Here is a 19,590-nt window from a genome sequence, read left to right as displayed (position 1 = left end):
AATGCACGCTAACGCCTCAATGATTGTTATCGGTGCCGGTTCCTACGGTACGGCCCTGGCTATTACCCTGGCACGCAACGGTCATGAGGTGGTGCTGTGGGGGCACGATCCGCAACATATCCAGGCGCTGCAGGCGGCGCGGTGCAACCAGGCGTTCTTGCCCGATGTGCCTTTCCCGCCCTCGCTGCGCCTGGAGAGCGATTTATCGCTGGCGCTCGCCGCCGGCCGCGATGTGTTGATCGTAGTCCCCAGCCACGTGTTCGGCAGCGTCCTGACGCAGCTTAAGCCGCACCTGCGGCCGGATGCGCGGGTGGTCTGGGCGACCAAGGGCCTGGAGACGGAAACCGGACGGTTGCTGGCGGATGTCGCGCGCGACGTGCTGGGCGACGCTATTCCCCTGGCGGTCATCTCCGGACCGACCTTTGCCAAGGAACTGGCGGCGGGCCTGCCCACCGCTATCGCCCTGGCCGCCACCGACGCCGTTTTTTCGGCGGATTTACAGAATTTACTCCACTGCGGCAAAAGTTTCCGGGTCTATGGCAACCCTGATTTTATCGGCGTCCAGCTCGGCGGCGCGGTTAAAAATGTCATTGCCATCGGCGCCGGCATGTCCGACGGCATCGGTTTCGGCGCCAACGCCCGTACCGCCCTGATTACCCGCGGACTGGCTGAAATGACCCGCCTCGGCACGGCGCTGGGCGCCGATCCGAGCACGTTCATGGGCATGGCCGGTTTGGGCGACCTGGTATTGACCTGTACCGACAATCAATCCCGTAACCGGCGTTTCGGCATGCTCCTGGGCCAGGGCATCGATGTGCAGTCCGCGCAGGATACCATCGGCCAGGTGGTGGAAGGTTACCGTAACACCAAGGAAGTACTGGCGCTGGCCGGGCGCGCAGGGGTGGAAATGCCGATCACCGAGCAAATCTACCAGGTGCTCTACCGGGATAAAAATGCCCGGGAAGCCGCCCTGACCTTGCTGGGCCGGGCGCAGAAAGATGAGAAAACCGGCGGCTGACGCCGGTATGTCAGAAGATAGCCATCCGCGGAAGGTAGTGAGTATGTCCACTGAAGAATTGGAATTAGTCTGGAATAACATTAAAGCTGAAGCACGTTTGCTGGCGGATTGTGAACCCATGCTGGCCAGTTTTTTTCATGCGACCCTGCTCAAACATGAAAACCTCGGCAGCGCGCTCAGCTATATGCTGGCCAATAAGCTCGCCAACCCGATTATGCCGGCCATCGCCATCCGGGAAATCGTCGAAGAGGCCTACAGCGCCGATCTGCAGATGATTATTTCGGCCGCGCGCGATATCCACGCGGTGCGCCTGCGCGATCCGGCGGTGGATAAATTTTCCACCCCGCTGCTGTATCTCAAGGGGTTCCACGCCCTGCAGGCCTATCGCATCGGCCACTGGTTGTGGCGCCAGGATCGCAAGGCGATGGCGATCTATTTCCAAAACCAGATTTCGGTTTCCTTCGGCGTCGATATCCATCCGGCCGCCAATATCGGCTGCGGCATTATGCTCGATCATGCCACCGGTATCGTTATCGGTGAAACGGCCGTTGTGGAAAACGATGTCTCCATCCTCCAGTCGGTCACGCTCGGCGGGACCGGAAAAACCAGCGGCGATCGCCACCCCAAGATCCGCGAAGGCGTAATGATTGGCGCCGGCGCAACTATCCTTGGCAATATCGAGGTCGGGCGGGGCGCCAAAATCGGCGCGGGTTCCGTGGTGCTGCAATCGGTGCCGCCCCATACCACCGCCGCCGGCGTGCCCGCAAGGATTGTCGGCCGGCCGGATAGCGATAAGCCCTCCATGGATATGGACCAGTTCTTCGGCGGCCATGGTTTTGAATATGGCGACGGCATTTGACCGGCGTTAACGGCTACGGGCGCGCGCTTTCATACCCTAATTGGCGCCAGGCTTCATAAACCACCACTGCGACGGCATTGGACAGATTCATGCTGCGGCTGCCGGGTTGCATTGGAATGCGGATTTTATGATCCCCGGGCAGGGTATCGAGAATGGCGGGCGGTAAGCCGCGCGTTTCCGGACCGAACAGCAAATAATCTCCCGGCTGATAGCTCACCGCGCTGTGGGCGGGACTGCCCTTGGTGGTCAGGGCAAACAGCCGCCGCGGCGCCTGCGCGGCCAGGAATGCGCCATAATCATGGTGACGCCTGATATCGGCGAACTCATGGTAATCCAGCCCGGCGCGGCGCAGGCGCTTATCATCCCAGGTAAACCCCAACGGCTCGATCAGATGCAGCTGAAACCCGGTATTAGCGCACAGGCGTATGATATTGCCGGTATTTGGCGGGATTTCCGGCTCGAATAAAACGATGTGTAGCATGGTGCCCCCTTGACGAGGGCGAAGGATAGCAAATAAAACGCCGCCATGCCGCAATTGCCCACTTCCGGCCGCGTCTTATTTGCTCTCGGCTTTGTTCTCCGTGCCCGCCGCCGGGCGCCGGTGATGCAACGGTAGCCACATGACCAGCCGCAGCCCGCCAAGCGGGCTGTCTTGCGCTTTAACCCAGCCGTGATGCTGCTCCACCGCTTTTTCGACAATGGCCAGGCCCAGTCCCGAGCCGCCGGATGCGCGATCGCGCGCTTCATCGGTGCGATAGAACGGGCGAAAAATCTGTTCGCGATCTTCAGCGCTGACGCCCGGCCCGTCGTCATCGACGATAATGGTGACCCCCTGCTGATCGGCGGTAAACGTCACCGAAATTTGCTGATTCGAGTAACGCAGGGCGTTGCGCACCACATTTTCCAGCGCGCTGTCGAGCGCGGCGGGATTGCAGACCAGCATCCAATTGCCGGGAGGCGAGGCGATGCGCAGGGTTTTGCCCATCTGTTCGGCTTCGAATTTGGCATCGTCCAGCACATCGTTCCACAAATCGCCGGCCGTGACGTATTCGCGGGTCAATTCGTTCTTATGCTGATTGCGCGACAGCACCAGCAAATCATTAATCATCGAGTCCAGACGCTGCGCTTCGGTCTCGATACGGGCCAGTTCATGGCCCTCGCCATGTTTACGCCGCATCAGGGCGGTGGCCAGCTGTAAACGCGTCAGGGGGGTGCGCAGTTCGTGGGAAATATCGGACAGCAGGCGTTGCTGGGCATTAACCATTCTTTCCAGGGCGCTGACCATCTGGTTGAAGCTGACGCCGGTGGCCAGAAATTCTTGTGGACCGGCTTCCAGCTCGGGATGCTGGCGCAAATTGCCCCGGGCCACCTCATCGGCGGCATGCTTGAGTTTACGCGCCGGTTTCGCCAGGCTCCAGGCCAGCCAGAGCAGCAGCGGGATGCTGATAAGCATGGTGACAATCAACAGCAGCAGCGGCCGGTCGAACATCAGGCTGATGAAGTCCGACTGTGAATTGCCGGCGGGGCGGATTTGATACAGCTGATAGTTATCCTCGCCGTCCCGCACCGGGAACGGCCCCACCAATTCCACGCGGCCATATTTTTTCTTTTGCGGATGATCGGAGTTGTCGGACTGGCCGATAAAATTACGGATAACCTGCATTTCATTACGCTGGGCGCCGATGACCCGCCCTTCGCTGGTGACCAGAATCAGCCGCTGCCCGGGAGGCGCCCATTTATCGATGGAGCGGAACAGCCGCCGCCACCACATCAGGTCGTTGGCAGGATCTCCCGCCAGCTCCGCTTCCACATGCTGTTGCAGCATAATGCCCTGGCGCTGTTCGCTGTCGAGCAGCGGCGTCAACTGACGGGAATCCAGCTTGGGCACCATCAGCACCAGCATCAGCACCAACGCCAGGGTCAGCCAGAAAATGGCGAAGATCCTGGCGGTTAAACTGTTTATCATGCGGCGGATACCATCAGGTAGCCTCGTCCCCGCAGGGTTTTAAACCACGGATGCCCGTCCCTGCGTTCCGGCAGTTTACGCCGCAGGTTGGAGATATGCATATCGATCGCCCGGTCGAACGGCGTCAGGCGTTTGCCCAGCACCTCCTGGCTCAGGTGTTCGCGGGAGACCACTTGGCCAAGATGCTGGGCCAGCAGGTAAAGCAGCGTAAACTCGGTACCGGTCAGCTCCAGCGCAACGCCGTCGAAGGTGGCTTCCTGACGCCCCGGATTCAGGCGCAGAAAATCCACCTCCAGCGCGGGCGTGCCGGCATCGCCGACCTGCTGCTGCTCGGTCCAGTGCGAACGGCGTAAAATGGCCCGGATACGCGCCACCAGCTCGCGATCGTTGAACGGTTTGGGCAGATAGTCATCCGCGCCCAGCTCAAGCCCCAGCACCCGATCCAGTTCGCTGCCGCGCGCGGTCAGCATAATCACCGGCGTTTGATGCTGCTGGCGCAGCTCCTTAAGCGTATCGATACCGTTTTTGCGCGGCATCATCACATCAAGCAATAGCAAATCCACCGAGCTGTCCAGCATGTTCAGCGCCTGCTCGCCGTCATAGGCGACCAGGACTTCAAAGCCTTCCATCTCGAGCAATTCTTTTAATAATGCTGTTAATTCGCGATCGTCATCAACCAAAAGGATTTTATTCATTTTTATTCACCTCATGATGCAAAATACGTCAACAATCACTACCAATCCATGACTTTACGTAGCTTTACATCCCCTGACGCATGTTTGCAGCGGCCTCAGTAGAATGACTTCATGGTTAAGCAACAAAGAAAGAGTCAAGGGGTTAAGGATGCACAAGCTTAACGTATTGGTCATCGCCGCCGCCCTGGTAACAGGAAGCACCCTGGCCGGCGAGCAGACCGCTACGGAAAGTTGGCATCACGATGATATCGCCAGTCGGCTAAGCGATAGCCATTACAGCATGTTTGACGGCGTCAGGCTCACCGAACAACAGCGGCAACAAATGCGTGATTTAATGAGTCAGGCCCTGCTTGCCACTCCTCGCTTTAATATTAGCGAAATGGAACGGCTGCATACATTGGTGACGGCGGAAAATTTTGACGAACCGGCAGTGCGGGCCCAAACGGAAAAAATGGCGCAGCAGCAGGTGATCCGTCAGGTTGAAATGGCCAAAGTACGCAACCAAATGTACAACCTGCTGACCCCGGAGCAAAGACAAATTTTGAATCAAAAACATCAGCAGCGTATCGCCGAGATCCAGCTGCAGATGGCGGAAATGACCCAAACTTCGTCCCAGAAGCCAGCGTTGAGTAACGAGTAGCAACGCCCAGTGTAGTGATGTGAGATGTGAAAAGTTGTGATGAGTACCGTAACGCGTAAGTAAGTAAATAGTGCATTCCCATTTTTCCTTGCCATAGACACCATCCCTGTCTTCCCCACCGAAAGGTGGGGTTTTTTTTGCCTGAAGATCCTGGATGCGACCCGCTCGGAAAAACCGGGCGTCGGCCATATGGCATCGGAGGCCTACAGCGAGACGGTAACATCTGTTATCAACTGCAATGCTGCATTCATCCGGCGGCGGCATTATGGTATTACGCGGCTGCGTTTATCGGCACCCCATATCCTTTTTGTGGCGAAAAAAAGCGCGGGCAAGCGGAAATGCAATGCATTATCATATGGCTTAAAACCAGCAGATAGTCGGATGTTGCCTGACCTGAATCAATTCAGCAAATCGGATTTGAGATACTATTTTTACCATAAGCCAAGGGCCTTAGTGCAAATGGGACCCGATATTCAGCCGGCATAGTGTATTCTACAATTATATTTAAAGTTCAGAGGTAGTCATGATTAAGAAAATCGGTGTACTGACAAGCGGCGGTGATTCACCAGGCATGAATGCAGCGATCCGGGGCGTGGTGCGCGCCGGCCTGTCCGAGGGATTGGAAGTGTACGGCGTCTATGACGGCTACCTCGGCTTGTTTCAGGATCGGATGAAGAAGCTGGACCGTTATAGCGTGTCGGATATGATTAACCGTGGCGGCACCTTCCTCGGCTCCGCCCGCTTTCCAGAATTCCGGGAAGAGGGTACCCGCGCGATAGCCATAGAAAATATGAAAAAGCGCGACCTTGACGCCCTGGTGGTCATCGGCGGCGACGGTTCCTATATGGGGGCGAAACGCCTTACCGAAATGGGTTTCCCCTGTATTGGCCTGCCCGGCACCATCGATAACGACGTCGCCGGCACCGATTATACCATCGGCTATTTCACCGCGCTTGAAACGGTGGTCGAGGCGATAGACAGGCTGCGCGATACGTCCTCCTCGCACCAGCGCATCTCCATCGTCGAAGTTATGGGGCGCTATTGCGGCGACCTGACTATGTCCGCGGCTATCGCCGGCGGCTGTGAATTCATCGTGCTGCCGGAAGTGGAATTCAAACCAGACGATCTGGTGTATGAAATCAAAGCCGGGATCGCCAAAGGTAAAAAACACGCCATCGTCGCCATTACCGAACATATCTGTAATGTTGCCGAGCTGGCGCAATATATCGAAAAAGAGACCGGCCGCGAGACCCGCGCCACGGTTTTAGGGCATATCCAGCGCGGCGGCAGCCCCGTGGCCTACGATCGCATCCTCGCCTCGCGCATGGGCGCGTTTTCGATTGAGCTGCTGCTGCAAGGCTACGGCGGGCGTTGCGTCGGGGTGCAAAACGAAAAACTGGTTCACCATGACATCGTCGATGCCATAGAAAATATGAAGCGGCCATTTAAAAGCGATTTGCTGGAATGCGCTAAAAAACTGTATTGATATCCGCGCCGCAAGCCGATGGCCACGGCGCCGCCAAAGGACAAGGCCCTGGTTCTCACGGATGAGAACGCCATTGCGGCGTTTCCCGGCCCCCTTAGAATAATACCCGGCTTTTCTTGCCTCACCCGCCTTTACTCCGCCCAACCTCTCGTAGACGCCAATGCCAGAGCACGCCCGTTACGCCGCCGTTCCTTTGCCGTGCCGTTGCGGCACATTCACTGGTTATCTCTTTTGATTATATAAATTACGTTTTTATTCTTTAAAACACGCAGCGATTTCTGACACTCTCTGGTTAAGCACTATTCACATGACAAAAAATTCTCTTGGGGAGTGGAACGATGTCGAAATGGCAAGCAGGGCTGTTGTTGATGCTGTTATCTGGAAGCGCACTGGCAAAGGATGTTCAATTATTAAACGTATCCTATGACCCGACGCGTGAGTTATACCAGGATTATAACGTGGCTTTCAGTAAGTATTGGCAGGACAAGACCGGAGATAAGGTGACGGTGCGCCAGTCGCACGGCGGCTCCGGCAAACAGGCCACTTCGGTTATCAACGGACTCGACGCGGATGTCGTAACCCTGGCGCTGGCATACGATGTGGATGCGATTGCCGAGCGCGGCAGCATCGATAAAAACTGGATAACCCGCCTGCCCGATAACTCCGCCCCCTACACCTCCACCATTGTCTTCCTGGTGCGTAAAGGTAATCCTAAACAGATCCATGACTGGCCGGATCTGATTAAACCGGGTATTTCGGTCATTACGCCAAACCCGAAAACCTCCGGCGGCGCGCGCTGGAATTACCTGGCTGCCTGGGGTTACGCCCTGCATCATAATAATAACGATCAGGCGAAGGCCCAGGACTTTGTCAAGGCCCTGTTTAAAAACGTCGAAGTACAGGATTCCGGCGCGCGTGCCTCTACCAATACGTTTGTGGAACGCGGCATCGGTGATGTGCTGATCGCCTGGGAAAACGAAGCGCTGCTGGCCGTCAATGAAGTCGGCAAAGATAAATTCGATATCGTGGCGCCAAGTGAATCCATCCTGGCTGAGCCTACCGTATCGGTGGTTGACAAGGTGGTCGACAAGCGGGGCACGCGTGACATCGCGACCGAATATCTGAAGTATCTTTATTCAACCGAAGGTCAACGTATCGCCGCCAAGAATTATTATCGCCCGCGCGATCCGGCAATCGCTAAAGAGTTCGCCAAGGAGTTTCCGCAGATTAAATTATTTACCCTTAAGGATGACTTCGGCGACTGGCAGAAAGTGCAAAAAGTCCATTTCTCCACCGGTGGCAGTTACGATCAAATCAGCCAGCGTTAATTATAAATTAACTCAATACGAAGTTTTATCTTAAAAAAATGCCGTGCGGCGACACCGTACGGCATTTTTATGATTTGTATGACAGCCGTTTAAAATATCCCGCAGCGCGGTCTGCCGCCGGCACAAGGGCTGGCCGCTTCGTTAATCTATCGTTAACCCACTGTATTCCATATTTTAATTATCTCCCGCTAATTTTTTATGCAACATATGGATAACAGCACCAAATTCTCAATTAATGAACACCCGGCTTGTCATGATTAAGGGTTTTTTGCCTTGGCAAAGGTCATTGCGACTTGAATAACATCATGATAGAGGGAGGGAAGGGATTCACATTATGCCATCATCCGCTATTCAGCACAGGGAACATATCGGACGCTACCACAGCCAGACTCACGATTATGTCAGTAATAAAAAAATCCAGCAAAAATTGAACGGCATGGCCGCGTCGCCAGGCGATGGGGTCGTGGGCGCCAGGGCGCATCTCATGCTTCAGGCGCTCACGCTGGCCACCAATATATCAGTGAGCCTGGCGCCGGCAGCCGTGCGGCCATCCGGGCGCGCCGTTTCCCCGTTGCTTTCTCGCCAGGCCGCGCCCACAGGCCCGGCGGCGCCACCCCCCGCAAACAGCATCCATGAAATGAAGGGCAAGGCACCACAACGGCTACTGTTTAACATGTTAAGCGCGGGACAAGGCTATGCGGAGCATGGCATCGGTCAAGACGCGATTGCGTTTATGTATATTTCGCCAGAAAAGGATAAGTCTTTTAGACAGAAGCGAATATCTTTAGATATCTCAGCCGGTCTGCAAGAACAGGATTACCGGGATTATATTGAAAAGAATTGCCATATCAGGACCAAAACCAACCAAGGGAAAGTATTGGGGGATAGTCTGCTTGTCACCGGCGAATATATCAGGAATCCCGTTCGTGGTTTCGCCGAAAAACTTAAGGAGTGGATCTGGGGTAATGGTGAACTTTCTGAAATAGGAGCCATACTGTTTGAAGTTGTCAATCTTGGTCATGACATCATTTTCGGGATTTACACTATTGGCGCGTACCCGATTATAAAATATACTTCGGCAAAAGCCTTGTCTGTATCAGGCCATTCCATCAATGGTGACAGCAACTGCGTCAGGAACGAATTTTCGGCTGAGGAAATGGCCAATCTGCTGTTCAATACCGAGGTTGGCATTACCGACCGCAGGGGTTTTTCAAATCCACTGTTACATCACAAACCACGGGAATTGCAAAAGGCAAATGCCTTTGATCCAGACGGGGTATTTGTTCACGAAAAATATCCGACCGGTATCAATACTGTCAAACATCTTGCCGTTGACCTGGATGGCGCCATCCAGCGTGTTCGGCAAACAGAAGCGGGTGAATACATTATTCCACCTGGGCAGCAGGGTAATAACGCTAAAACTGGCCGGAAAGTTTTTTATGACGCGATAAATGATAAGATCCATATCGACGGAGATGTGCCTGAAGGGCAGGGAGTTGATTATACAGTACAAAACGGTAAGAAATTTATTAAATTATATGGCGAGAATTATGAACTTAAGTATAGCGCGGGGAAAAGAACCCACGAAGTGAAATTGCGGAACCATGACGGAACGGAATCCCGGATTCCGGTATATCATGAAAAAATCAGCCATTCTTGGCATCTTGGCACACACAATAACAAACCCGCCTTCACGTTTAGACAAGAGAAAAGAATTAAGTCGTTCAAGGTGAGGTTTGACGGCGCCTATGAATATATTCAGGTTGATAACCTTAATCCCAAACACTATGGTGCCGGTAAAATTATTGAAGTCAGGTCAAAAGACACAATGGCTATGGGTGATAATGTCATAATGAGGGTGGTTGAGCTGAAGGGAGAATTAGTGCCTGTGCGCGCGGCGGTAGTGCCCAAAAGAGGCCTTAAATATGAAATTTTTAATCGGGCTATGCCTGGCCGGCGCGGCCATCCCGTCGAGTTTGACGGTCGCCGCTGGTTGTTTGAAGCGCCGACGTCAATCCATGTCGCCAAAACGCTGCGACGCGCCATTGCCAAGGATATTGTCGGGGAGAGCGTCAACGCGTTCGATTTGTCCACGCCTGATAAGCTTGGCCTGCGCTGGGATATAAATAATAATTCATATCTGAAAATTAAAAATAAATATTTTAAAGTGAAAAGGTATCCGCAAACCGCATACAAGTTTTTTCTGATGAATAATCATCGAAAAATCAACCTTCGCTTCAAGAAAAATAAATTTCATGTCGAAAATTTTAGGGAAAGGATTAACGATCTCCGTAAGATTGGCATGAGCGGCCGGGCGGGACTCAGGCCGCGTAAGCATGCTGTGGATATTCTCAAGGACCTGGATGGGTTCGACCTTGAACAGGCCAAAACACTGCTGTCTCAATACCATTTCCCCCAGGAGGGACTGTTTAACGAATATTCGTTTGCCTTGCATATTGAACAGTTTAGTGAAATTCCTCCCTGGGCAAAACGGTTTAAAATTGATGAAAGCGCCGTCAATGTGGCGCCGGCGCAAGGGCGGAAAGTGCCTGTGTTTGATCCCGATGACGAATCCGTTAACCTTGAACTCCTGCTCGGTACGCAGATTGGTGAAGGTGATTACGGTATCGTTTTCCAGGATGGCCAGGATCCCAATTGGTATATCAAGATGATGCGCCCACATCCGGATGGCGACGCCGATATAGATATTGAAATGTTGGCGGAAAAGGAGGCTGAAAGCTTTCGTTTATATTATGGCCCGGAATCGGCAAAGGTATTTGCTGATAATGATGGTAATTTTTATAACAGAATGTACAAAATTCCCGGCATAACGTTAGATTCACTTCCCGAGGGCTCCCTGCCGCACGATGCAGTTGAACGCTTTGTCGATATGCTGGAAAAACTAAATAATGTCAATATGATACACGCTGATCTCCATGGGGCGAATATGTTGTGGGATGCAGAAAGTGAAATGTTTTTCCCCATTGATATCATTGATATTAAAAAAGATTTTTTTCGCAGCGGCAACGACTATAAACACAGTCTAAACATGCGTGGCGAAGAAAGATGGGACGATGTGATTTATGAGATCAAACAAAAGATGGCGCCCTGAGGCCATGGCAAGGATGCGGCCGCTCTTTATCCGGCGATAATGAACAACGCGCCGGTGGTCACGCCAGCCGCCGCCGTGCCGCCTGGTCCAGCGAAACGTTTCGATGGCGATCACATTTTTGATGTTTCCCGCTTGTGGCTTGGCCCGTTTGTGATTATTTTCAGCCCAGCGAAACGTTTCGCTGGGAGGATCTGCCAATGAAAAAAGGATTACTGCTCAACGCCGAGGTTTCCGCGTTGATTTCCCGCTTGGGGCATACCGATGAAATCGTCATTGCCGATGCCGGGTTGCCCATACCCGCGACAGCCGCCAGGATCGATCTGGCGTTGACCCAGGGCGTGCCGGGCTTTTTACAGGTGTTCGACGTCGTGGCCAGTGAGATGCAGGTGGAAAGGGCGATAATCGCCAGCGAAATGGCCGCCCATAATCCCGCGCTGCACCAGGCGTTGCTGGCCGGGCTGTCCCAGCTGGAGCAAGCGCAGGGCAATACCATCGTCATCGACTATATCAGCCATCAGGCATTCAAAGCGCAGACCGCCCACAGCCGGGCCGTTATTCGCAGCGGGGAGTGCTCGCCCTTCGCCAACGTTATCCTCTGCTCCGGCGTCACCTTCTGAGGCATTTATGCAACCCTTACTGCAACTGAGCGGGATAGACAAGTCGTTTCCGGGCGTCAAAGCGCTTTCCGGCGCGGCGCTGACCGTGTATCCCGGCCGCGTGATGGCGCTGGTGGGGGAGAACGGCGCCGGTAAATCCACCATGATGAAGGTGTTGACCGGGATTTACAGCAAGGATGCCGGTACGCTCATATTTATGGGAAAGGAAGTTGCCTTCAGCGGCCCCAAGGCGTCGCAGGAGGCCGGTATCGGTATCATCCATCAGGAACTTAACCTGATCCCTGAACTGACGATCGCCGAAAATATCTTCCTGGGGCGCGAATTCCTTAACCGTATCGGCGGCATCGACTGGAAGCGGATGTATCGCGAAGCGGACCGACTCCTGGGCCGCCTGAACCTGGCCTATAGCAGCCACCGGTTGGTGGGGGAATTATCGATTGGCGATCAGCAGATGGTGGAAATCGCCAAGGTAATCAGCTTTAAGTCGCAGGTGATCATCATGGACGAGCCCACCGATGCGTTAACCGATACGGAAACGGCATCGCTGTTCAGTGTGATAAACGAACTGAAGCAGCAGGGGTGCGGTATTGTCTATATCTCCCATCGGCTAAAGGAAATTTTCGAGATCTGCGACGATGTCACGGTGATGCGCGACGGGCAGTTTATTGCCGAACGGCCGGTAAACGAGCTGCAGGAAGACAGGCTGATTGAAATGATGGTGGGCCGCCGCCTGGAGGAACAGTATCCGCGCGTCGCGCAGCGTCCGGGCGAGGAGCGCCTGCTGGTCAGCCACCTGTCGGGCCCCGGGGTGCATGACGTCAGTTTCTCCCTGCGCCAGGGGGAAATCCTGGGCTGCGCCGGGCTAATGGGCGCCGGCCGTACCGAACTGATGAAAACCCTCTATGGCGCCGCCAGGCGCACCGGCGGCAGCGTGACGCTCGACGGACGCGCCGTGGTCGCCAGGTCGCCCCAGGACGGGCTTGCCAACGGCATTGTCTATATTTCCGAGGATCGCAAGCGCGACGGACTGGTGCTGGGCATGTCGGTTAAGGAAAACATGACTTTAACCGCCCTGCGCTACTTTAGCCATCAGGCCGGTTGGCTGAAACACGCCGACGAGCGGGTGGCTGTCGGGGATTTTATCCGTTTATTTAATATCAAAACGCCGTCGATGGAGCAGCCTATCGGCCTGCTGTCCGGTGGCAACCAGCAAAAAGTCGCCATTGCGCGCGGCCTGATGACACGCCCTAAGGTGCTGATCCTGGATGAGCCGACCCGGGGCGTCGACGTGGGCGCCAAGAAAGAGATTTACCAGTTGATCAACCAGTTTAAACAGGAAGGACTCTCCATCATCCTGGTGTCCTCCGAGATGCCGGAGGTCCTTGGCATGAGCGATCGCGTCATGGTGATGCATGAAGGCCGCTTAAGCGGCATATTCCCCATCGAACAGGCCACCCAGGAAGTGCTGATGGCCGCGGCCGTCGGCAAGCTTTATCGTACCCAGCAGGAGAATCAGTAATGAATTCCCGGACTATCCCCGTTAAACGCGGCATCAGCAAAGCCTGGCTGCTGGAGCAAAAATCGTTGATTGCGCTGCTGGTGCTGATCGCCGTGGTTTCTTCAATGAGCGCCAATTTTTTCAGCCTCAACAATCTGTTCAATATTCTCCAGCAGACCTCGGTCAACGCCATCATGGCGGTGGGTATGACGCTGGTGATCCTCACCGCAGGCATTGACTTGTCCGTCGGGTCCCTGCTGGCGCTGACCGGCGCGGTAGCCGCCTCGGTGGTGGGGCTGGAAATGAATGTCATGGTGGCGGTGGGCGCCTCCCTGGCGCTGGGCGCGGCCATCGGCGCCATCACCGGCCTGATTGTGGCGAAGGGCAGGGTACAGGCCTTTATCGCCACCCTGGTCATGATGCTGCTGCTGCGCGGTATCACCATGGTGTATACCAACGGCAGTCCGGTAAACACTGGTTTCAGCGATACGGCCGACGCGTTTGGCTGGTTTGGCATCGGTCGTCCCCTTGGCGTGCCCACGCCGGTATGGATCATGGCCGTGGTGTTTCTTGCCGCCTGGTACATGCTGCATCACACCCGCCTGGGCCGTTATATCTATGCGCTGGGCGGTAATGAAGCCGCCACCCGGCTGTCCGGCATCAGCGTCGATCGGGTCAAGGTCATCGTCTACGCGCTGTGCGGGTTGCTCGCGGCGTTGGCGGGCGTTATCGAAGTGGCGCGCCTGTCCTCGGCGCAGCCCACGGCGGGTACCGGCTATGAGCTGGACGCCATCGCCGCGGTGGTGCTGGGCGGTACCAGCCTGTCCGGCGGGAAAGGGCGCATCATGGGGACGCTGGTCGGCGCGCTGATCCTGGGCTTCCTTAATAACGGACTGAATTTATTGAGCGTTTCCTCCTACTACCAGATGATTGTTAAAGCCGTGGTGATTTTGTTGGCGGTGCTGGTAGATAACAAAAGCAGTAAATAACCTCTCCCGCAGGAATGATAAAGATGAAAATGAAAAAATTAGCTTTTTTGATGTCCGCCGTGGCGTTAAGCGCCACTCTCAGCGCCAATGCCCTGGCGAAAGACAGCATCGCGCTGGTGGTGTCCACGCTGAATAATCCGTTCTTCGTTTCCATGAAAGACGGCGCCCAGCAGGAAGCGGATAAATTGGGTTATCAGCTGGTGGTGCTCGATTCGCAAAACAACCCGGCCAAGGAACTGGCCAATGTGCAGGATCTGACGGTGCGCGGCGTTAAGCTTTTGCTTATCAACCCAAGCGATTCCGACGCGGTGGGCAACGCGGTCATTATTGCCAACCAGGCCAAGATCCCGGTGATCACCCTCGATCGTAAGGCCAGCAAAGGGGCCGTCGTCAGCCATATCGCCTCCGACAACCGGGTCGGCGGCAAAATGGCCGGTGATTTTATCGGTGAAAAACTGGGCCAGAACGCCAAGGTTATCCAGCTGGAAGGTATCGCCGGCACGTCTGTTGCGCGTGAGCGCGGCGAAGGGTTTAAACAATCGGCCGATCAGTATAAATTTACTATGCTGGCCAGCCAGCCCGCCGATTTCGATCGCACCAAAGGACTTAACGTGATGCAGAACCTGCTGACCGCGCATCCGGCGGTGCAGGCGGTATTCGCGCAGAACGACGAAATGGCCCTGGGCGCCATGCGCGCCCTGCAAACCGTGAATAAAACCGATGTGCTGGTGGTGGGTTTTGACGGCACCGCCGACGGCATCAAAGCGGTGCAAAGCGGTAAACTTGCCGCCACCGTGGCGCAGCAGCCCGACCAGATCGGTATAATCGGCGTGGAAACCGCAGACAAGGTTCTGAAAGGCGAAAAAGTGGATGCGGTGATCCCGGTTGCCCTGAAGCTGGTCACCAAATAAGCCCGTAAAACCTCGACAGCAGCGCCTTGTGTTATCGCCGCGCGCCGGCGATAACGCTTCTAACCAGGATACAGGCTATGGCAATAAAAAAGCTGGTGGTTCTCGGCAGCATTAACGCGGATCATATACTTAATCTACAACAATTTCCCCGTCCCGGTGAAACGGTAATTGGCGGCAGCTATCAGGTGGCGTTCGGCGGCAAAGGCGCTAATCAGGCGGTGGCCGCCGGCCGCAGCGGCGCCGATATCGCCTTTATCGCCTGCGTGGGCGAGGATGCTATCGGCGCGCAGATTCGCCGGCAGCTGCAGGCGGACAACATTGATATTCTGCCCGTGGAACCCAGCCCTGGCGCCAGCACCGGCGTCGCGCTGATTTTTGTCAACGCGGAGGGTGAAAATGTCATCGGCATCCATCCCGGCGCTAACGCCGCGGTAACGCCGGCCTACCTGGCCCGCTATGAGCAGTTGGTCATCCATGCCGCGGCATTACTGATGCAGTTGGAATCCCCCCTTGATACCGTGATCGCCGCCGCCCGCCTGGCGCGCGATCACCAGACCCAGGTGATATTAAACCCGGCCCCGGCGCGTCAGCTGCCGGACGAATTGCTGGCCTTGGTAGACATTATTACGCCCAATGAAACCGAGGCGGAGCAACTGACCGGCGTCGCCGTCACCGATGACGCCAGCGCCGCCCGCGCCGCGCGGATTTTGCATGATAAGGGCATCGCTACGGTTATCATTACCCTTGGCCGCCGCGGCGTGTGGCTGAGCGAACGTGGCAATGGCAAGCGGGTTCCCGGATTCAAGGTCAAGGCGGTGGATACCATCGCGGCGGGCGATACGTTTAACGGCGCGCTGATGACCGCGCTGCTGGAAGACCAGGACCTGGATAACGCCGTCAGGTTCGCCCATGCCGCCGCCGCGTTGGCGGTAACCCGTCCGGGGGCGCAGCCGTCAATTCCCTGGCGTGATGAAATCGACGCTTTTCTGCAGGGTTAGGAGCTTATTTGGCCACCATGAAGGATGTTGCCCGTCTGGCGGGCGTTTCCACGTCCACCGTATCGCACGTGATCAATAACAACCGGTTTGTCAGCGATCGGGTGCGCGCTAAAGTGATGGCGGTGGTGGAACAGCTCAACTACGCGCCGTCGGCCCTGGCCCGCAGTTTAAAGATCAACCAGACGCGCACTATCGGCATGCTGATTACCTCCAGTAATAACCCGTTTTACGCGGAGGTGGTGCATGGCGTCGAACGTAGTTGCTACGAGCGGGGCTACAGCCTGATCCTGTGTAATACCGAAGAGGATGCCGATCGCATGAGCCGTAGTATGGAGACGCTGCTGCAAAAACGCGTCGACGGGCTGCTTATCATGTGTACCGAAAATAACCGGCCTTCCCGTCTGGCGCTGCGCCGCTACCCCTCGCTGCCGATTGTCATGATGGATTGGACGCCGTTTGAGGACGCGCTGGATATTATCCAGGATAACTCGTTATTGGGCGGGTGCCTGGCTACCGACTATCTGATTGCGCGCGGCTACAGCAAAATCGCCTGTATATCCGGCCCGCAGGATAAAACCACCGCCCGCCATCGCCTGCAGGGGTATCGCCTCGCCATGGCGCGCGCCGGGCTGGCGGTGCCGGCCGGTTATGAGGTTTTCAGCGATTTCGAATTTGGCGGCGGCGTAAGCGCGATGCAACAACTGCTGTCCCTCAGCGAGCCGCCCCATGCGGTATTTACCGGCAATGATGCGGTTGCGGTGGGCGTCTACCAGGCGCTGTACCAGGCCGGGCTGTCGGTGCCGGGAGATATGGCGGTCATCGGTTATGATGATATCGAGCTGGCAAAATACCTTACCCCGCCGCTGACCACGATCAACCAGCCGAAAGACTCGCTTGGCCAATTGGCGATCGACACCCTGCTTTACCGGTTGGAACATCCCGATACCGAACCCCAGGTGCTGGTGCTGACCCCCGAGCTGGTGGAGCGGGCGTCGGTCGGCCGTCGCTGAGTTGTGCCGTGGGTTTAATCATGGCGAAAAAAAACCGCAAACACGGGGGATGAGACCCGGTTTACGGTTCAGGGCGACGATAACGAGGGGGCGGGACGGTTAACGCGCTGTGAACCCGCCCGTGGCGTTATCTCAGGCCTGTTTGGCCTGCGCCGCCGCTTTGACGATCACCGCAAAGGCGTCGGCTTTCAGCGAGGCGCCGCCTACCAGCGCGCCGTCGATATCCGGCTGGGTAAACAGTTCCGCCGCGTTGCCGGCATTCACCGAGCCGCCGTACTGAATAATAACCTGTTCAGCCACCGCGGCGTCGTGTTTGGCGATATGGCCGCGGATAAATTTATGAACCGCCTGCGCCTGCGCCGGGGTGGCCGATTTGCCGGTACCGATGGCCCAGATAGGTTCGTAGGCGATAACCGCGTTGTCAAAGGCCTTGGCGCCCATGGCGTTTAATACCGCGTCCAGCTGGCGGGCACAGACCGCTTCGGTCTCACCGGCTTCGTTTTCGGCTTCGCTTTCGCCGATACACAATACCGGGATCAGGCCCGCTTCTTTCAGAACCGCGAATTTCTCGGCGATAAGTTCGTCGCTTTCTTTATGATAGGTGCGGCGTTCGGAGTGGCCGATGATGATATATTTGGCGCCAATATCCTTTAGCATCTCGGCGGACACTTCACCGGTAAACGCGCCGGAGAGATTGGTATCGACGTTTTGGGCGCCCAGCGCCAGTTGGCTGCCGGCAAGCTGGCGCTTAGCCTGCTCCAGATAGACGACCGGCGGCGCAATAGCCACGCCACAGCCGGTCACGCCGTTTAATTCCGTGCGCAGCGCGGCGATCAGATCGTTAACCAAACGCTTGCTGCCGTTCAGCTTCCAGTTACCCATCACTAACGGATATCGCATTTTAAAATCTCCAATAGGGAACGCGAAATAAAAAAATTGACTGTCCCGGGGACAGCATTACCTGTCCCCAGTATAGAGAGAAAGCGCCGCGGTGGCTTTGTTTTTTGTCATGAAACCGCGGCCGCTCAGGGTTCGGATAAGGCGAGCTTAACCGGCTCTATGGCAAAAGTGAGACCTTTATCACCATTATCGGCCACCACATAACGCAAGGCTCCCCAGGACTGCTGGAAAAAGCGCGAGCCTTTCCCTTTGGCCAGCAGGTCGGCCACCCGGGCGTTACTTTGCGCCGCCGTCAATGCCGGCTCGAACTCCCGCAGCAGCGCGGCCATATAACTCACGGCCACGGCGCGCGCCGCTTTTTCGCTGCCGCCTTCCACCGCCAGATAGGTCAGTTGCAAGGTCTTGATCTTGCCGCTGCCCTTTTCCAGGGCGGTGGACGCATACAGGGTGCCGTTGATTTTACTGGCGGCGCGCGTGAGATTCATGCCGTCGCCACGGCTGTCGATAGCCCGGAACTCGCCTATCTGCAGCGCGGGATTGTGCGCATTAAACTGCTCGCGGAATGTCACCACCGTCAGATCAAAGGTGGGGGCGCCGGCCAGCAAATAAGGCGCGGGGGCGGGCGTGTCGGCGGGATTTTCCGCCGCCGCGCCCATCGCCGCCGGGAACAGCAATGCCAGCAACAGGGCCGGGATAACGAAGCGGATTTTGCTGTTCACAGTGCGTAGATTCCCAGTGATCTTAACCAGTAAATTCGCATGGCGCTTACCAGTAGTGCTCGCTGGTAATATGGCCCGGCTTGCGCCGCAGATGTTTACGCATTTCGCGGGTATCTTTTAATATCTGCTGGGTGTCCCTGACCATTTGCGGATTACCGCATAACATCACATGGCCGGTTTGGGCATTTAACGGCAGCCCAACCGCGGCTTCCAGGGACCCGTCGGCTATCAGGGCGGGAACGCGGCCGGTCAGCGAGCCGGGAACCTCCTCGCGGCTGACCACCGTCTGCACATGCAGCTTGCCGTTAAAACGCTGCTGCAGTTCCAGCATCAGGGGCAGGTAGCTGAGGTCACGGGCAAAACGCGCGGCGTGTACCAGCACGATATCCTTAAAGCGCTCCAGTCCCTCCCCCTGCTGCAGGATGGACAGAAAAGGCCCCAGCGCCGTGCCGGTCGCCAGCATCCATAGCGTTTCACATTCCGGGATTTCATCAAGGACAAAAAAGCCGGCGGCCTCTTTGGTGATCATTAACGAATCCCCAGGCTGCAAGGCGTGGAGCGGCGGGCTAAGCTTACCCTCCGGCACCGTCACCAGGTAAAATTCCAGGTTATCGCTGTGCGGCGCGTTGACGTAGGAATACGCGCGCTGGACACGCTCGCCGTTGATCTCCAGGCCGAGTTTGGCAAACTGTCCGGCGGTAAAAGGATCGACGGGGGCGTTAACGGTTAAGCTAAACAGGCTCTCCGTCCAGTGTTCCACATGTATGATTTTCCCGGTCACCCATTCTGCCATAACTCACTTTCCCCTTGGTCTTTCCGGCCGGTACCCGGACCGGCTAACGAT

18 protein-coding genes are annotated in these 19,590 nt (G+C 56.1%); 12 read left to right on the top strand and 6 right to left on the bottom strand.

Annotated features, from left to right (window positions below; genetic code table 11):
• Nucleotide 1: 1 nt before the first annotated feature.
• Together gpsA and cysE are read left to right on the top strand one after the other, a co-directional pair.
• Nucleotides 2-1,018: an NAD(P)H-dependent glycerol-3-phosphate dehydrogenase gene (gpsA, locus tag ACL2XF_RS19905; protein ID WP_410012727.1), complete on the top strand. Its 1,017-nt coding sequence runs from the start codon at nt 2-4 to the stop codon at nt 1,016-1,018.
• Nucleotides 1,019-1,061: 43 nt separating this feature from the next.
• On the top strand, nt 1,062-1,877 hold the full coding sequence (gene cysE, locus ACL2XF_RS19900; protein ID WP_410012726.1) for a serine O-acetyltransferase: 816 nt from the start codon (nt 1,062-1,064) through the stop codon (nt 1,875-1,877).
• Between the two features lie 13 nt (nt 1,878-1,890).
• Here cysE and trmL read toward each other — a convergent pair whose 3' ends face one another.
• The 3 genes from trmL to cpxR all read right to left on the bottom strand — a co-directional run bounded on the left by trmL (nt 1,891) and on the right by cpxR (nt 4,538).
• Nucleotides 1,891-2,358: a tRNA (uridine(34)/cytosine(34)/5-carboxymethylaminomethyluridine(34)-2'-O)-methyltransferase TrmL gene (gene trmL, locus ACL2XF_RS19895; protein ID WP_410012725.1), complete on the bottom strand. Its 468-nt coding sequence runs from the start codon at nt 2,356-2,358 to the stop codon at nt 1,891-1,893.
• A gap of 75 nt (nt 2,359-2,433) precedes the next feature.
• Nucleotides 2,434-3,843, bottom strand: a complete 1,410-nt coding sequence (cpxA, locus tag ACL2XF_RS19890; RefSeq protein WP_410012724.1) for an envelope stress sensor histidine kinase CpxA — start codon at nt 3,841-3,843, stop codon at nt 2,434-2,436.
• The gene (gene cpxR, locus ACL2XF_RS19885) at nt 3,840-4,538 is read right to left on the bottom strand and encodes an envelope stress response regulator transcription factor CpxR (protein WP_410012723.1); all 699 of its coding nucleotides are present in this window, start codon (nt 4,536-4,538) and stop codon (nt 3,840-3,842) included. The genes cpxA and cpxR overlap by 4 nt, the downstream gene beginning before the upstream one ends.
• A gap of 148 nt (nt 4,539-4,686) precedes the next feature.
• Between cpxR and cpxP the strand changes: the two genes are divergently transcribed.
• From cpxP to rbsR, 10 genes are all read left to right on the top strand, one after another.
• Complete coding sequence (gene cpxP / locus ACL2XF_RS19880; protein ID WP_410012722.1) at nt 4,687-5,178, top strand: cell-envelope stress modulator CpxP; 492 nt, start codon at nt 4,687-4,689, stop codon at nt 5,176-5,178.
• Nucleotides 5,179-5,701: 523 nt separating this feature from the next.
• Nucleotides 5,702-6,664 (top strand): 6-phosphofructokinase, encoded by a 963-nt coding sequence (gene pfkA, locus ACL2XF_RS19875; RefSeq protein ID WP_410012721.1) that lies wholly within the window; start codon nt 5,702-5,704, stop codon nt 6,662-6,664.
• A gap of 338 nt (nt 6,665-7,002) precedes the next feature.
• Complete coding sequence (locus ACL2XF_RS19870; RefSeq protein ID WP_410012720.1) at nt 7,003-7,992, top strand: sulfate ABC transporter substrate-binding protein; 990 nt, start codon at nt 7,003-7,005, stop codon at nt 7,990-7,992.
• 334 nt (nt 7,993-8,326) lie between these two features.
• Nucleotides 8,327-11,104 carry a hypothetical protein gene (locus ACL2XF_RS19865; RefSeq protein WP_413727405.1) on the top strand — a complete coding sequence of 926 codons (2,778 nt, stop codon included), beginning with the start codon at nt 8,327-8,329 and terminating at the stop codon, nt 11,102-11,104.
• 197 nt (nt 11,105-11,301) lie between these two features.
• Nucleotides 11,302-11,721, top strand: a complete 420-nt coding sequence (gene rbsD, locus ACL2XF_RS19860) for a D-ribose pyranase (protein WP_413721806.1) — start codon at nt 11,302-11,304, stop codon at nt 11,719-11,721.
• Nucleotides 11,722-11,728: 7 nt separating this feature from the next.
• The gene (gene rbsA, locus ACL2XF_RS19855; protein ID WP_413727404.1) at nt 11,729-13,240 is read left to right on the top strand and encodes a ribose ABC transporter ATP-binding protein RbsA; all 1,512 of its coding nucleotides are present in this window, start codon (nt 11,729-11,731) and stop codon (nt 13,238-13,240) included.
• A complete protein-coding gene (rbsC, locus tag ACL2XF_RS19850) occupies nt 13,240-14,208 on the top strand; it encodes a ribose ABC transporter permease (RefSeq protein WP_410012716.1) in 969 nt (322 codons plus the stop codon). Before rbsA ends, rbsC begins: the two co-directional genes overlap by 1 nt.
• Nucleotides 14,209-14,231: 23 nt before the next feature.
• Nucleotides 14,232-15,119, top strand: coding sequence for a ribose ABC transporter substrate-binding protein RbsB (rbsB, locus tag ACL2XF_RS19845; RefSeq protein ID WP_410012715.1), 888 nt, complete (start codon nt 14,232-14,234; stop codon nt 15,117-15,119).
• A 77-nt stretch (nt 15,120-15,196) separates the two neighbouring features.
• Nucleotides 15,197-16,117, top strand: a complete 921-nt coding sequence (gene rbsK / locus ACL2XF_RS19840) for a ribokinase (RefSeq protein ID WP_413721807.1) — start codon at nt 15,197-15,199, stop codon at nt 16,115-16,117.
• 8 nt (nt 16,118-16,125) lie between these two features.
• Nucleotides 16,126-17,127 carry a ribose operon transcriptional repressor RbsR gene (gene rbsR / locus ACL2XF_RS19835; protein ID WP_413721808.1) on the top strand — a complete coding sequence of 334 codons (1,002 nt, stop codon included), beginning with the start codon at nt 16,126-16,128 and terminating at the stop codon, nt 17,125-17,127.
• Between the two features lie 132 nt (nt 17,128-17,259).
• Here rbsR and tpiA read toward each other — a convergent pair whose 3' ends face one another.
• From tpiA to fpr, 3 genes are all read right to left on the bottom strand, one after another.
• Nucleotides 17,260-18,027 carry a triose-phosphate isomerase gene (gene tpiA / locus ACL2XF_RS19830; RefSeq protein ID WP_410012712.1) on the bottom strand — a complete coding sequence of 256 codons (768 nt, stop codon included), beginning with the start codon at nt 18,025-18,027 and terminating at the stop codon, nt 17,260-17,262.
• Between the two features lie 125 nt (nt 18,028-18,152).
• Nucleotides 18,153-18,746, bottom strand: coding sequence for a DUF1454 family protein (locus ACL2XF_RS19825; RefSeq protein ID WP_410012711.1), 594 nt, complete (start codon nt 18,744-18,746; stop codon nt 18,153-18,155).
• A gap of 46 nt (nt 18,747-18,792) precedes the next feature.
• Complete coding sequence (gene fpr / locus ACL2XF_RS19820; protein ID WP_410012710.1) at nt 18,793-19,539, bottom strand: ferredoxin--NADP(+) reductase; 747 nt, start codon at nt 19,537-19,539, stop codon at nt 18,793-18,795.
• Nucleotides 19,540-19,590 lie beyond the last annotated feature (51 nt).

Origin of the sequence: Sodalis sp. RH19 (assembly GCF_047324215.1) — a bacterium.
Taxonomy (GTDB): Bacteria; Pseudomonadota; Gammaproteobacteria; order Enterobacterales; family Enterobacteriaceae; genus Acerihabitans.
Note: the sequence above shows the minus strand (reverse complement) of the source record. Positions and strands in the feature narration are given on the sequence as shown.